General features: G+C 70.8%; 17 protein-coding genes. 11 read left to right on the top strand and 6 right to left on the bottom strand.

What is annotated here, in order from left to right; all coding sequences use genetic code 11:
* Positions 1–103 precede the first annotated feature (103 nt).
* Positions 104–1,753 carry a glycosyl hydrolase family 28-related protein gene (locus ACH4LD_RS09655; RefSeq protein ID WP_398055607.1) on the top strand — a complete coding sequence of 550 codons (1,650 nt, stop codon included), beginning with the start codon at positions 104–106 and terminating at the stop codon, positions 1,751–1,753.
* On the opposite strand, the gene ACH4LD_RS09650 is transcribed toward ACH4LD_RS09655, so the two are convergent.
* The gene (locus ACH4LD_RS09650; RefSeq protein ID WP_132785445.1) at positions 1,732–2,529 is read right to left on the bottom strand and encodes an AraC family transcriptional regulator; all 798 of its coding nucleotides are present in this window, start codon (positions 2,527–2,529) and stop codon (positions 1,732–1,734) included. The genes ACH4LD_RS09655 and ACH4LD_RS09650 overlap by 22 nt on opposite strands.
* Between ACH4LD_RS09650 and ACH4LD_RS09645 the strand changes: the two genes are divergently transcribed.
* Positions 2,528–3,004 carry a DUF2000 family protein gene (locus ACH4LD_RS09645; RefSeq protein ID WP_398055606.1) on the top strand — a complete coding sequence of 159 codons (477 nt, stop codon included), beginning with the start codon at positions 2,528–2,530 and terminating at the stop codon, positions 3,002–3,004. The genes ACH4LD_RS09650 and ACH4LD_RS09645 overlap by 2 nt on opposite strands.
* A gap of 12 nt (positions 3,005–3,016) precedes the next feature.
* Here the strand turns inward: ACH4LD_RS09645 and ACH4LD_RS09640 are convergent, their stop codons facing one another.
* Positions 3,017–3,490 carry a carboxymuconolactone decarboxylase family protein gene (locus tag ACH4LD_RS09640; protein ID WP_398055605.1) on the bottom strand — a complete coding sequence of 158 codons (474 nt, stop codon included), beginning with the start codon at positions 3,488–3,490 and terminating at the stop codon, positions 3,017–3,019.
* A 352-nt stretch (positions 3,491–3,842) separates the two neighbouring features.
* Here ACH4LD_RS09640 and ACH4LD_RS09635 point away from each other — a divergent pair, with 352 nt between their 5' ends.
* The 4 genes from ACH4LD_RS09635 (at position 3,843) to ACH4LD_RS09620 (ending at position 5,743) form a co-directional block, all read left to right on the top strand.
* Positions 3,843–4,214, top strand: a complete 372-nt coding sequence (locus ACH4LD_RS09635) for a hypothetical protein (protein ID WP_398055604.1) — start codon at positions 3,843–3,845, stop codon at positions 4,212–4,214.
* 83 nt (positions 4,215–4,297) lie between these two features.
* Positions 4,298–4,732: a hypothetical protein gene (locus tag ACH4LD_RS09630; protein ID WP_398055603.1), complete on the top strand. Its 435-nt coding sequence runs from the start codon at positions 4,298–4,300 to the stop codon at positions 4,730–4,732.
* A gap of 131 nt (positions 4,733–4,863) precedes the next feature.
* Positions 4,864–5,214, top strand: coding sequence for a hypothetical protein (locus tag ACH4LD_RS09625; RefSeq protein ID WP_398055602.1), 351 nt, complete (start codon positions 4,864–4,866; stop codon positions 5,212–5,214).
* Positions 5,215–5,248: 34 nt separating this feature from the next.
* A complete protein-coding gene (locus ACH4LD_RS09620; protein ID WP_398055601.1) occupies positions 5,249–5,743 on the top strand; it encodes a hypothetical protein in 495 nt (164 codons plus the stop codon).
* Positions 5,744–5,951: 208 nt separating this feature from the next.
* Here the strand turns inward: ACH4LD_RS09620 and ACH4LD_RS09615 are convergent, their stop codons facing one another.
* Positions 5,952–6,125: a hypothetical protein gene (locus ACH4LD_RS09615; protein WP_165951612.1), complete on the bottom strand. Its 174-nt coding sequence runs from the start codon at positions 6,123–6,125 to the stop codon at positions 5,952–5,954.
* A gap of 101 nt (positions 6,126–6,226) precedes the next feature.
* Positions 6,227–6,547, bottom strand: coding sequence for a GYD domain-containing protein (locus tag ACH4LD_RS09610; protein ID WP_132785442.1), 321 nt, complete (start codon positions 6,545–6,547; stop codon positions 6,227–6,229).
* 257 nt (positions 6,548–6,804) lie between these two features.
* On the opposite strand from ACH4LD_RS09610, the gene ACH4LD_RS09605 reads away from it, so the two are divergent.
* The 3 genes from ACH4LD_RS09605 (at position 6,805) to ACH4LD_RS09595 (ending at position 8,947) form a co-directional block, all read left to right on the top strand.
* Entirely contained in the window at positions 6,805–7,005 is a 201-nt protein-coding gene (locus tag ACH4LD_RS09605; protein WP_132785441.1) for a hypothetical protein, read from the top strand.
* 172 nt (positions 7,006–7,177) lie between these two features.
* Positions 7,178–7,936 carry a DUF6928 family protein gene (locus ACH4LD_RS09600; RefSeq protein WP_398055600.1) on the top strand — a complete coding sequence of 253 codons (759 nt, stop codon included), beginning with the start codon at positions 7,178–7,180 and terminating at the stop codon, positions 7,934–7,936.
* Between the two features lie 669 nt (positions 7,937–8,605).
* Positions 8,606–8,947: a hypothetical protein gene (locus ACH4LD_RS09595; protein ID WP_398055599.1), complete on the top strand. Its 342-nt coding sequence runs from the start codon at positions 8,606–8,608 to the stop codon at positions 8,945–8,947.
* Between the two features lie 338 nt (positions 8,948–9,285).
* Here ACH4LD_RS09595 and ACH4LD_RS09590 read toward each other — a convergent pair whose 3' ends face one another.
* Positions 9,286–10,047 carry a phosphoglyceromutase gene (locus ACH4LD_RS09590; protein WP_132785438.1) on the bottom strand — a complete coding sequence of 254 codons (762 nt, stop codon included), beginning with the start codon at positions 10,045–10,047 and terminating at the stop codon, positions 9,286–9,288.
* Between the two features lie 190 nt (positions 10,048–10,237).
* Here ACH4LD_RS09590 and ACH4LD_RS09585 point away from each other — a divergent pair, with 190 nt between their 5' ends.
* Positions 10,238–11,491, top strand: a complete 1,254-nt coding sequence (locus ACH4LD_RS09585) for an MDR family MFS transporter (RefSeq protein ID WP_398055598.1) — start codon at positions 10,238–10,240, stop codon at positions 11,489–11,491.
* A 30-nt stretch (positions 11,492–11,521) separates the two neighbouring features.
* Here the strand turns inward: ACH4LD_RS09585 and ACH4LD_RS09580 are convergent, their stop codons facing one another.
* The gene (locus ACH4LD_RS09580; RefSeq protein ID WP_398055597.1) at positions 11,522–11,905 is read right to left on the bottom strand and encodes a hypothetical protein; all 384 of its coding nucleotides are present in this window, start codon (positions 11,903–11,905) and stop codon (positions 11,522–11,524) included.
* A 504-nt stretch (positions 11,906–12,409) separates the two neighbouring features.
* On the opposite strand from ACH4LD_RS09580, the gene ACH4LD_RS09575 reads away from it, so the two are divergent.
* Positions 12,410–13,279 (top strand): GAF and ANTAR domain-containing protein, encoded by an 870-nt coding sequence (locus ACH4LD_RS09575; RefSeq protein ID WP_398055596.1) that lies wholly within the window; start codon positions 12,410–12,412, stop codon positions 13,277–13,279.
* The last annotated feature ends 100 nt before the right edge of the window (positions 13,280–13,379 follow it).

The following is a 13,379-nucleotide window of genomic DNA, read 5'->3' as shown; positions in this document are numbered from 1 at the left end:
CCGCTCCCCGGGCACAGTGGCATGCTCACCGCCAACGCATTCCTGAACGTCATTCACATAGATGAATGACTCGTACACCGGGAAGATGAAGGGGCGGGTGGACATGAGCAACGCGCACCTCACCAGACGGACCCTGCTCGCCGGAGCCACCGCGGTGGCCCTGGGCGCCGCGACCGGCACCGCGCGGGCGGCCGAACCGCCCACCCTCTGGCGGGAGTTCACCCGCACCCCGCTCACCCACCGGCAGATCCCGTACATCGGCCGGGCGGGCTGCCGGGCCGGGGCGAGCCGCTTCCCCCGCCCCCGGGTCGTCGCCGACGTCACCGCGTACGGCGCCGTACCCGACGGCACCACGGACTGCGCCCCCGCGATCAACCGTGCCATCGCCGCCGCCGGAAGGGCCGGCGGTGGCACGGTCACCATCCCGCCCGGCACCTACCGCATCGACGACGTCATCCGCCTCGGCGACTCGAACGTCGTCCTGCGCGGCGCCGGCAGCGGCCGTACGACCCTGTACGCGACGAGGAACCTCACCGAGCTGATCGGCGTCTACGGCTCCCGCTACGGCGGCGACAAGTCCTCCTGGTCCTGGGCGGGAGGTCTCATCTGGCTGGCGCCGAGAGCCCGTTGGGAATCCCTGACCGCCGCCATCCGGGACCGGGCCTGGCCCTTCGAGGGCTGGACCGGCAACAGGCGCGACGAGTGGACGACCCTCACCACCGTCGCACCGGCGAAGCGCGGCTCATGGGCGGTCACGGTCGCCGACCCCTCCGCCCTCCACCCCGGCCGGCTCGTCCTCCTCCGCCTCGCCGACGACTCCGCCCACACCCTCCTCCGGCACATGGCGGGCGACGGCCCCGGCCCGGCGGCGTACGTCTGGGACGACAAGACGAAACTGACGTCGTACGTCCCCTACGAATGGCCCGTCCGCGTCCACCGCGTCCACGGCCGGCGCGTCACCCTGGAACGCCCCCTCCCGCTCGACATCCGCCCGGAGTGGGACCCGCGCCTGACCACGCACGTTCCGGAGCTGACCGGATCGGGCGTCGAAGGACTGACCCTGGAGGCGGTCCAGACCCCGCAGTCCCCCCATCTCCTCGACAAGGGCTACAACGGCGTCGTCCTCCAGTGCGCCTACGACTGCTGGGTGGACGACGTCACGGTCCGCCACGTCGACAACGGCTTCGGCCTGGTCGCCGCCTCCGCCTGCACCCTGCGCCGTACCCGGGTCGCCGGCCGGGGCTCGCACCACCCGTACTTCTGCCGCGAGGGCTCCCACGACAACCTGATCGAGGACTTCACCATCGAGGAGCGCACGGTCCCCGCCCCCGCGAACACCCAACTGCACGGCATCAACGTCGAAGGACTGTCCTCCCACAACGTCTGGTCACGCGGCGACATGCGGATGGGCACCTTCGACAGCCACCGCGGCCTGCCCTTCGCCAACGTCCGCACCGACATCACCGTGAACAACAACGGCCGCCACGGCGGGGACGCCAGCGCCGGCCCGCTCTTCGGCGCCCGGTTCACCCACTGGAACATCCGGGTCACCAACGGCCGGGCCGGCCTGGTGAAGATCGACGGCCTCGCCCCGTACTCGGCGACCGTCGGCATCAACGAGGTCCGTGAATTCGACCAGACCGACGTCCCCGACTTCACCGGAGACCTGCACTCCCGCCTGGAGCTGTACGGCACCACGGACGCCGTACGCCCGCGCAACCTGTACGAGGCTCAGCGCGCCCTGCTCCGGTAACGCCCCGGGGTCACCCCGACCAGCTTCTTGAAGTGCCGGGTGAGATGGGCCTGGTCGTAGAACCCGGCGACCGGGGCCGCCTCGCCCGGCGGCACCCCGTCCAGCAGCAGCCGCCGGGCCCGCCCGACCCGCAGCGACATCAGGTACTGGTGCGGGGCGATGCCGTACGCGCCGCTGAACGCCCGGATGAGGTGCGCCGGATGGGCGTGCAGCAACCGGCCGGCCTCCTCCAGCGAGATGCCCTCGACGACCCGCGCGTCCAGCAACTCCCGCAGCCGGCGGGCGAGTACGGGACTCTCGTGCCGTCCCCCGCCCGTGGGCCGCCGCCGCAGCCGGTGCCGGAGCTGCTCCGCGACGAGGGTCAGCCTGCTCTCCGCCTCCAGCTCGTCACCGGGCCGCGCGAGGGCGGAGTGCAACTGCCCGACGCGCAGCCGGAGCACCGGGTCACGGAGGTCGGGGGAGTCCACGGCCGGCCCGATGAACTCCTCCCCGAGCCGGCTGCTGTCCAGATAGACGACCCGCTTGCGGAAACCCCCCGGCGTGGCCGGCGACCCGTTGTGCGGCACGTGCGGCGGCAGCAGCGACACGGTGTCGAGCGGCGTGCCGTGCTCATGCCGGTCGAGGTCGTACCGTACGGCCCCGTCGTCCACGATGAGCAGCGTCCAGGCGTCGTGGACGTGCATCGGATAGGCGTACTCGGTGAAACGGGCGTGGAAGACCTCGGTGACGCCCGGTACCCGGGGACGCCACGCGCTCACTTCGTGCCCGACGGTCATGCAAAAAACGTACAAGACCGGACGGGGACCCGGCCGCGAGTCTCAGTCCATGAACACTGAACCCATCCGTTTCGACACGAAGATCGCCGTGCTGCTGCGCGAGGACCTCGAACCCTGGCAGCGCCTGAACGTGACCGCGTTCCTGGTCAGCGGCCTGGGCCCGACGCTCCCCGAGGTGGTCGGCGACCCGTACGAGGACGCGGACGGCGTGTCGTACCTGCCCATGTTCCGCCAGCCGGTGCTGGTCTTCGAGGGCACCAAGGAGACCCTGAAGGCGGCGCACGGCAGGGCGCTGACCCGTGTCCTGCCGTGCGCGGTGTTCACAGCGGACCTGTTCACCACAGGCAACGACCGCGACAACCGCGCGGCCGTCCGCGCCGTCCCGACCGCCGAGCTGGACCTGGTGGGCCTGGCGGTGTACGGCCCGAAGAACGGAGTGGACAAGGTCCTCAAGGGCGCGCGCATGCACCCCTGACGGATGCTCGTCTCAGCCGAACATGCCGGGCACGTAGTCGCCGGCGGGCTGCCGGACGATGACGTTGGCGCGGTTGTAGGCGTTGATCACGGCGATGAGGGACACCAGGGCGGCGAGCTGCTCCTCGTCGTAGTGCTTGGCGGCGTTCGCCCAGACCTCGTCCGGGACCCCGCCGGCCGCGTCGGCGATCCGGGTGCCCTGCTCCACCAGCTCCAGCGCGGCCCGCTCCGCGTCGCTGAACACGGTGGCCTCACGCCAGACCGCGACCAGGTGCAGCCGGGTCTGGTTCTCCCCGGCCTCCAGGGCGTCCTTGGTGTGCATGTCGGTGCAGAACCCGCACCCGTTGATCTGGCTGGCACGGATCTTCACCAGCTCCTGCGTGGCGGCGGGCAGCGTGGATTCCGCGATCGCCTTGCCGGCCGCGTTGAAGTGCTTGAACACCTTGCCGGCGACGGGGCTGGCGAAGAGGTTGAGCCGAGCGTCCATGGTGTGCTCCTCAGTGGGTTGCGGCTGCTTGCGCCTCATTGACGGAGGGCGAGCCGGAGATGTGACGCGCCGAAAAGTGACCTGCGTCACTCGCGCTGCTGCATTGGCACCACACCGGTCACCGGGACGTGGGACGGGTGCGGTGCTCGCCAGGACGGGCGCCGGGACCGGTGTGACGATCACAGAAGCTGACGGGTTGGTCGTGGGTGCGTGATCGCCGTCTCGTGATTGCCGTCCCCTGATGGGTGTCTCGTGGTTGCCGTCCCGTGATGGCGGTCTCGTGGCTGCCGTTCCGTCAGCGCCGTTCCGTGATTGCCGTTCCGTCATCGTGATCGCCAGGGAGAACCACTTGATGAACCGCACCCCGCACCGCCTGCTGGGCGCCGCCGCGGCGGTGGCCATGGGCGCCGCGGCGCTGCTCGGCACCGGCGCCGGCACCGCCGCCGCTTCCGAGAAGGCACACTGCGAGCGCGCCGAACGCCCGATATGGAGTGAAGGACCGAGCCGCAACGTCACCGCGCACGGCTGCGACATCCCGGAGCAGAAACACCGCTGGTACGTCATCGGCATCGACACCCTCGTCCAGCCGCGCCACAAGACGGACTACCTGGACGAGGACATCGCCGGGACCAGCACCCTGCACGACAAGACGATGCGATGCATGGGCTACACCGAGGACAAGCACGCGGTGAACTGGTTCGGCTGCGTACCGGATCTGTCCTGACCGGACCCGACACGAGGTGCGCATTCGGACACGCACCCGGCGCGGCGCAACCGCGCCGGGTGGGCGCGCTGTCATGTCATGACGTGAACACAGCCAAGCCGAGTGACGCGAACACAGCCGACCCGAGCTCTGCCTCCTGCCTCCCCTGGGCGGCCTCCGCCCTGTTCGGGGCCGCCATGGGCTGCGCCGCCTGGTCCCTGACCGTCTGGGCCCGCGCGTACTGCGACGCGGGGTACGACGCCGGCGGACGCCTGGAACTCAACGTCCTGCTCCCCGTGGTCCCCGGAGCGGGCGCGGTGGTGGCGCTTCTGGCACGGGCCGCAGGCCGACGACTGGCACCGGCCGCGCCGACGGCGATCCGCGCCGCACTGCCGACCGTGCTGGTGATCGTCGCGACGGTGTGCCTGGCCTGGTGGTTCTTCGCTGCCCGGGGAACGCTGGCCGACTACCCCGGCGACTCGGGCCTCTGCCCCGCGGACAACGTGCCGCCGGGGTGGCCCGACTGGATACCGGCTTGATCAGCGGGCGGCCATCTGGTCAGCGGGCGGCCATTGCCGAGCCTGGGCGTGGTCGGCCTGGATGGACAGTGGACGGCGAACAGCTTGATCACTGACACTGTGCCGAGGCCGGGTGGCGACCAGGGGGCGAGATGACTGCGCACAGCTTCGGCAACAAGTGGATGGGGGTCAAGGCCCTGGCGGAACCGCCGGTCGCGCCCGCGGTCCAGGACATGGGCCGCGGCCGAGGCCCGGTGGCGCCGTCCGGAACGTCCGTCGCGTACACGGGCGTACCGTCGATCGATCTGGGCGAGGGGCTCTTCGTCAATGCGCCCACCGTGCGCTCGGCGCTGCTGCGACTGGCCAGGGCGCACCGGCGCAGCGGCCGCACCACCGAGGCCGAGCTGCTGCTGGACCTGCGGCAACGGCTGATCCACGATCCGAGCGCCGAGCTGGGCGACGACATGCGACGTCTGCTCCGCGCAGGATTCGGCGCGGCTTAGTCGGATGACGGACACGAGCGCGACCTTGGGACCGTTGGAACTGTCCGACGGCCGCTGGGTGGTGGGGGACAGCGGCAAGGGCCACTGGGTGGAGTTCCGAGGGGACGGGCTGTACCAGCACGAGCCCGACTCGGAAGGACAGCTGATCCCGTGGTCCCGGATCATGCTGGGCATGAACCTCACCATGGGCGGCAAGTACCCGGCCAGGGGTTCGAACGGCTTCGGGGGACTCCTCGGTGGCCTGCCCGGCCCCTGGCGGGGGCGTGGCAGCGGCTACCTGCACATGACCCTGCGCCACCCCTACGAGAACTGGATCGCCCGCTTCGACCGGCACCCCCGCCCCTATCCCGGCGCCCACCTCGTCTTCCTCCAACTGCTGACGACACACGTCATCGACGCGGGCCAGGCCCACCTCCTGGGCGACCCCGAATGGCTGGGCCGCATGGTCACCCGGTTGGCACCGCAGCGGCCTCGGGGGTGGCGTGGGATGAGGGACGCGGTGACGCGGGCGGTGGAGGCGAATCCGTAAAGGCGGCCGGCTGCCTGAGGCGCGGGGCGGGCGGTGGCCGAGCCGGCTGGGCCATGTCGGCTCCACTGGACGCACCGGCGCGGGCGTCGGAAGCACCAGACGCGGGTGCCGGGCGCATCAGATGCAGGCGCCGGGTTGGCTACGCACGGTCCGGCCACCGCACGGTTTGGCCACCGCCACCGGACCACCCTGGGAGGTGGTGGCATTCTCAGTGTTTGAAGGCCCCCTTGGCCCCCTCCTTCGCACCCCGCATCCTGCCCCGCGCTTCGAGGGCGGCACCCTTCACCGCGAGATCATCCTTGTGCACCGCGTGAGCCAGTGTCCGCACGGCCTTTCCCACAACCTGTTCGGCCTTCGCCTTGGCCTTCTCTCCGGCGCTCATCTCAGTACCTCCACGCTCGCTGACCGAGTGCCCTTCAGGGCGAGGAGGCATGTCTCCGTGCGCCCTCGGTGCACGACCTCCCGCCAGGTGCCGTGTCCGGATCACGCGCCGGGAGCCCGGAAGGCGACCTGTCTGCGGGCGGCCTCGTCGATCTCTTCGAGTGTGAGGAGGGGAGTGGCCCGGGTGCGGAGGGCGCCGCTGGCCTTGACGGTGAGGCTGGCGGCGGCCATCGACGCCGGGTCGGGGAGGTCGATGATGCACACGAGGTCGTCCTCCCCGAAGGCGAAGTACATGGCCTCGACCGTCCCGCCGAGGTCGGCGACGACCCGGTCGACGGCCTCGCGGCGGCCGCTGGCGCCTTCCTTGAGCAGCCCCTTCGTGCCCTCTGGCGTGTAGGTGGCCTGGATGAGGAACTTCGGCATCGGGCTGCTCCCTGTCCGCTTCTTGTCCGACAGCACGATTGCCTACCCGGTGCCATGTCGGACGCCACTCGGCGAACGGCTTGATTCACTCGGAAGACGAAGGCTGCTCCTTCTTCCCCTGGCTCGGGCGGGCCCGTTTTCCGCCCCGCACCCGACAGCAATATCACCCGAATGGCGCAACACGACGTGCCACCCACATGGGCGAAGGTGAAGCTGACTAGTGCCCCAACCGAGGCAATCCGTGAAAGGCGAACCACATGCGCATTCGACGAATCCTCGCCACCGTCATCGCCACGGCAGCCCTCGCCGGACTCGGCCTCACAGGCGCCGCCACCGCCATCGCACAGGATGCCCACTCCTACGTCACCCCTTCCGAGTGCAAGCAGGGCGGCGGCATGGCCGACCTGAAGGACAACCTCTGCAAGGGCGGTACGCACGACGGGGAGAAGATCGACTGACCCCCACAGGCGCCCAGGCGCCCCGCAGCCACGCGCCGCGGGGCGCTTCCGCGCGAGCGTGGCCGGGAGAGCCGCCTTTCCGTCCGCAAGATCTTTTGCTCGTCATCTCGTGTTGTCAGTGGGGGCGGCTACCGTGCACCCGCCAACGAGAGCCACACCCTGGGGAGGGGCTTTGGGAGCCAAGACGGGCTTTCTGGTGTACGCAGACGGCGATGTACCGGGGCTGCTGCGAGAAGCGGGCCCAGCGGACCTCGCACGCACGGCCAGCATGATGCGGCTGCTCTACCCGGGCCGGGAGATGGAGGAGAGCGAGGGCTCGGCTCTCCGGGACGGCGTGTACCCCCCGGAGGGAACGGCGTACGCGGCGAGCTGGCCCGGCCTTGAGGTCGTCGGCGACCAGAGGGTGATGATCGACCTTCCTTCCCAGCTCCCGGAACACCTCGTGGCGGCGAGCATCGGCCGGCGGCTCGTGCTGCACGCCATGCACAGCGTCGTGGACTGGCTCGCGTTCGCCGTGTGGGAGGACGGCCGACTCGTCCGCTCTCTGAGCCTGTCCCCGGACAGCGGCATCATCGAGAACATCGGCGAACCACTCTCCTTCGAGCTGCCCTACTGGGCCGGAGACCGCCCGGCCGACGTCATTCCTTGGCCGGACGAGGACGAAGAGCCGTACCCACTGCCGTTCCACCCCCTGGAACTGGGCGAAGACGCACTGCGTGCCCTCTGCGGCTTCGTACTGGAGGGCCGCCCCGAGCCGGACGACATCGACAAGGACAGCATCCGACTGCACGGCTTCCGGGTCCGGGACCCGCACGGCCCTGATCCCGCGGAGCGGGAAGCGGCGTTGCAAAGGGCCATGGAAACCATGGGCCCACCGCGCTTCTTCTCTCTCGGCCCTGACGGCTCACTCATCGAAGGCGACGGCCTCTAGCTCGGGACTTCTTCGTCCCGAAGCAACTTGGGCGGGGGCGCCGAGTTGGGCTGGTGGCCCTCTCATGTGCGCTGATGGTTTGCAGACGTTCGCGCTCGTCTGCCGGGGTCCATAGATGTTGTCACGCAGTCAGACACTCACCCTGCGACTCCGGCTCACTTCTTGCGGCGCCCGTCTTGCTGCGGCAGCTGCCTCGGCCCGTCGGCCGACCACACTTGCCCCGCCTCCACTCACCCACGGCCCCTCCACCCTGGGCCCTGGTGCCGGGCGTTCACTTGGTTCATTCGCGTTCGCCGGCTCTTTGAGTGTCGACGGCCAGCCCCCTGAACGGTGGCGTCTGTCGCTGAATGAGACGGAGGAGCCCGGACCTTCGGACGCTGGTGCACCGAGGACTCCGTTCATCGGCGTCACGGCGGCTCTGCCGACAACGCAGCGTGATGCTCTGGCCTGGATCATCACTCTGCAGCCGCCTGCTTCTCGCGGACGTCGGCCGTGCGGGCCGCCCGGGAGGCGGGGCGTCCCGGGAAGATCCATCATGAAAACGGGGAAGCGATTGCGCTGCACAGGAAGGCTGCTGCCATGACAACGGTGCCGACCAGGACACGGCGCGGACGCGGAGGGCCCGACGGCAGGGAAACGGTCGATGACGCCTCCACGTTCGCTGGGGCCATGATGCTGCTCAGCGGGCCCGCCAGCATTCTGATGGGCGCGGCCGGAATCGCGCATGACACGTTGTTCGCCGCATCCCGGTATGCCTACCGGTTCGATCTGACCGCTTGGGGCTGGATCCACCTCGTGATCGGAGTGGCACTCGTCATTGCCGGTCTGGGAGTTCTGTCCGGCCAGAGCTGGGGTCGCGGGGCCGGTGGTGCAGTGGCGGCGATCAGCCTGATCACCCAGTTCATGTTCGTTCCGTACTACCCGTTGTGGGCCATTCCCGTGATGACACTCGACCTCCTGATCCTGTTTGCGTTGACGCGCATCCATATCGAGACCAGGGGCGGTCAGTGAGTGTGTTGACCTTCGAATTTGTCCGTGCTGCTTCCACGCTCTCCGGCACACTTGCGTGTCGCTGCTTCTCGGCTTCGGAATCCCGCCCCACATCGTCCGGGACCTCGTCGGGTGCAGCGCGCTGGACGTGACCGGCGCGAAACGTCCTGGAGGGAAGAGCCCCTGCGGGGCGTTTTCGCAGGTAGGAGGTGGCGCACTGACGGTTGATGGGAATCTCGTAGACGATCTCGCAGTGAGCGGCGGGCACCACGATGTTCGCCGTCCAGGAGCGGCCCAGCCCCACCAAAAAGCCCCCGCTCCGCGAGGACTTCGCAGGTCGGGGGCTTGATGGTGCGGAGTTACTTCTTCTTGCCCTGGTTCTTGACCGCCTCGATCGCGGCCGCCGCCGCCTCCGGGTCGAGGTACTTGCCGCCGGGGGTGACCGGCTTGAAGTCGGCGTCCAGCTCGTAGTAGAGGGGGATGCCCGTCGGGATGTTCAGGCCCGCGATGTCCGCGTCGGAGATGCCGTCCAGGTGCTTGACCAGGGCGCGCAGGCTGTTGCCGTGGGCGGCGATCAGGACCGTGCGGCCGGTCAGCAGGTCGGGGACGATCGCGTCGTACCAGTACGGGAGCATCCGGAAGACGACGTCCTTCAGGCACTCCGTGCGCGGGCGCAGCTCCGGCGGGATGGAGGCGTAGCGGGCGTCGTTCGCCTGGGAGAACTCCGAGTCGTCCGACAGCGGCGGGGGCGGGGTGTCGTACGAGCGGCGCCAGAGCATGAACTGCTCCTCGCCGAACTCGGCCAGCGTCGCCGCCTTGTCCTTGCCCTGGAGGGCGCCGTAGTGGCGCTCGTTCAGGCGCCAGGAGCGGTGGACCGGGATCCAGTGGCGGTCCGCGGCCTCCAGCGCCAGCTGGGCCGTGCGGATCGCGCGCTTCTGGAGGGACGTGTGGACCACGTCGGGGAGGAGATCGGCGTCCTTCAGGAGCTCGCCACCGCGGACTGCCTCCTTCTCGCCCTTCTCGTTCAGGTTCACGTCCACCCAGCCGGTGAACAGGTTCTTCGCGTTCCACTCGCTCTCGCCGTGGCGGAGGAGGATCAGCTTGTACGGTGCGTCGGCCATGGCCTTGAGCCTACCTAAGGGGAATGGGGGCCGTGTCGGGCATGGGGGGAGGAGTGGTACGCCAGGTGGCCGGGGCGCGGGTCTGCCGTGGCCCGATTGACGCTACCTGCTAATTGATTGGCGTCTCCGAGGCCCCCGCTCGTAACGTGTGCTCACCGCTTGAGCCGCTTACAGACGTGGGGGATCCTCGATGTCACCAGCCCGTATGAGACGTGCCGTCCACGAATCCGTCTCCGGGCTCCCCAGAGATTTCTGGTGGCTGTGGACCAGCACCCTCGTCAACCGGCTGGGCGCCTTCGTGGCCACGTTCATGGCCCTCTACCTCACGCTCGACCGGGGCTACTCCGCCTCGTACGCCGGTCTGGTCGCCTCCCTGCACGGGCTCGGCGGGGTCGTCTCCTCGCTGGGCGGCGGGGTGATGGCCGACCGGCTCGGCCGGCGGCCCACGCTGCTCATCGCGCAGACCGCCACCGCCGGCTCGGTCGCCCTGCTCGGCTTCATGACCGACCCGGTCGCCATCGCCGCCGTCGCCTTCCTCGTCGGCATGGCCTCCAACGCCTCCCGGCCGGCCGTGCAGGCGATGATGGCCGACATCGTCCGCCCCGAGGACCGGGTGCGGGCCTTCTCCCTCAACTACTGGGCGATCAACCTGGGCTTCGCCGTCTCCTCCATGGCCGCCGGGTTCATCGCGGAGTTCAGTTATCTCGCCGGGTTCCTGATCGAGGCCGGGATGACCCTGGCCTGCGCGGTCGTCGTCTTCGCCAAGGTGCCCGAGTCACGGCCGGCGGCCACGGCCAGGCAGGCGGCGGACAGCGTCAGCCTGGGCACGGTGCTGCGGGACGGGCGGTACATGGCCGTCGTAGGGCTGTCCTTCCTGGTCGCCCTGGTCTTCCAGCAGGGCTCGGTCGGACTGCCGGTGGCCATGGGGCGGGCCGGGTTCTCCCCGGCCGACTACGGCCTCGCCATCGCCGTCAACGGCACCCTGATCGTCGCCCTCCAGATCCCCGTCACCCGGTTCATCGAGCACCGCGACCCGCGCACCCTCCTGGTCGCCTCCTCGCTCCTCGCGGGATACGGCTTCGGGCTCACCGCGTTCGCCGGCTCGGTCGGCGTCTTCATGGTCACGGTGTGCGTGTGGACGCTGGCCGAGATCGTCAACGCCCCGACCCAGACGGGCCTCGTCGTCCGCCTCTCCCCGGTCCACGGCCGCGGGCGCTACCAGGGCATGTACACCCTCTCCTGGTCCGTCGCCGCCCTGATCGCGCCCCTGATGTCCGGCATGGTCATCGACCACCTCGGCGCCGGGTGGCTGTGGGGGACGTGCGCGGTGGTGGGTACGGCGGCCGGGCTCGGCTACGGCGTCCTGATGCGCCGCCTGCCCCCGGAGCAGCCGGCGCCGGCCAGGGCGCGGACGGACGCGGGGGCGGAGGTCCGTACGGCCTAGTCGGGCGCCGCTCGTGCCGCTACGTACGCCTCACAGGGCCGGCAGGAAACCGCCACGGGCCGTGCCCGAGGAGAGCAGCGCGGACCAGTCGAGGGTCTCGGGCAGCCGGTCCACGGACAGCACGACCGCTCCGCCCGCCGCCTCGGCGTCCCCGCACCAGTCACCCATGTCGCCGGGGGCTCCCTGCGCTCCGATCACCGGGGCGGCGAGGGCGGGAACGACGAGGCCGTGATCCCCGGGTCCGTCCACGACACACAGGGTGAGCCGGGGCGCAATGCTCCACCCCTCGCACACCGGCACCGCCCCGTCGGGCACGCTCAGCACCGGCAGCGCCTCGTGGACAGGCGCCTCGGCCAGCAGCAGCACGGGCGTGGCCCCACGGACGAACAGGGTCTTCTCGGGATCCAGCAGCATGGCCCCACGATCCCAGGACCGGTGCGGGGGTTGGGAGGGGGGTGCCGTCGGTGTGCGGGGGTCGTGGCGCGGGGGCCCGGGAGGGGGTGCCGCCGGCGTGTGGGGTTTGCGGCGCGGGGGCCCGGAGGGGAGGTGCGCCGGCGTGTGGGGTTTGCGGCGCGTGGGCCCGGAGGGGAGGTGCGCCGGCGTGTGGGGTTTGCGGCGCGGGGGCCCGGAGGGGAGGTGCGCCGGCGTGCAGGGCTCGCCGACGTTCCCCGGGGGTGTGCGACTCGTCAGCAGAGAGCCCGGCAGGGAGGGCCGCCGACGCGCGGGGCTCGCCGACGTGCCTCGGGGCAGGTGCACCGACGTGCCGGACTCGTCAGCGCGGGGCCCGAAGAGAGGCTGCCGGCGTCCGCTGCTCACGTCGGCGGAAACGCGCAGTTACCTTCCCCTTTCTGGGAACTCGGCAGGCGGATGCCGGTGGATCATGCCGGCGCAGACCGTGCCGTGGCGGGAGTGATGACCATGCCACCCGAGAAGTCCGGGTCGTCCGCGGGTGGCGGCGGGGCGCCCGACGCCGAGGTGCGGATGCGGGTCGGTGAGGCGCTGGCCGCCGCCGCGCGGGGTGCCGATGAGCCCCGGGAGGTGCCCGGCGCGCTGTGCGCGGCGTGTGTGCGGCTGCTGCCGGTCACCGGTTCGTCGGTGTCGATCTCCGGCGGCAAGGGCGTCCGCATGACCTGGTGCGCCAGCGACCGGGTCGCGGCCCGGCTGGCGGAGTTGCAGTACACGGTGGGCGACGGCCCCTGCCAGACCGCCCTCGACCGCGGCATCCCCGTCCTCGCGTGCGACCTCACCCAGGGTCGCGACCTCCGCCGCTGGCCGATCTTCGCGCACGAGGCGGTGGGTCTCGGCGTCCGCGCGGTGTTCTCGCTGCCGCTCGGCGTCAGCGGCGCCGCCATCGGCACCCTCGACCTGTACAGCGAACAGGCCGGCGGGCTCGCCGAACCGGACCTGCGGGTCGCGCTGTGGGTGCGGGACGCGGTCACCCTGGCGCTGATGAACCTCCAGGCGGCCCGTCACGGCACCCCGGACCGAGGCACCGATGACGACACCGAGGGCGAGGTGGCGTCCTGGGTGGCGGCCTCCGAGGCCGGCCACACCGAGGTCTACCAGGCGGTCGGCATGGTGATGGTGCAGTTGGACGTGGACCCCGAGCAGGCCCTGGACCGGCTGCGGGCCCGCGCGTACGCCGACGGACGCACGGTCAGCCAGGTGGCCCGGGAGGTCCTGACCCGCCGGCTGAGCTTCCGGCCGGAGACGGACGGCGGTGACCCGGCCCGTCCGTACGGCGGAGGCCCCGCGCCCCCTTGGGAGGACGGGCGTGACGTCCGCTGACGCGAAACGGCGCCCCCCGTCCGGTGACGCGGAACCGCGCCGCCCGTCTTGCTGACGTGGAATGGCGTCCGCCCTTCCGCTGACGCGGATCGGCGCCCCC

This window comes from Streptomyces sp. NPDC017676, assembly GCF_044329325.1.
Classification (GTDB): domain Bacteria; phylum Actinomycetota; class Actinomycetes; order Streptomycetales; family Streptomycetaceae; genus Streptomyces.
This window is presented reverse-complemented; position numbering and strand designations above follow the sequence as displayed.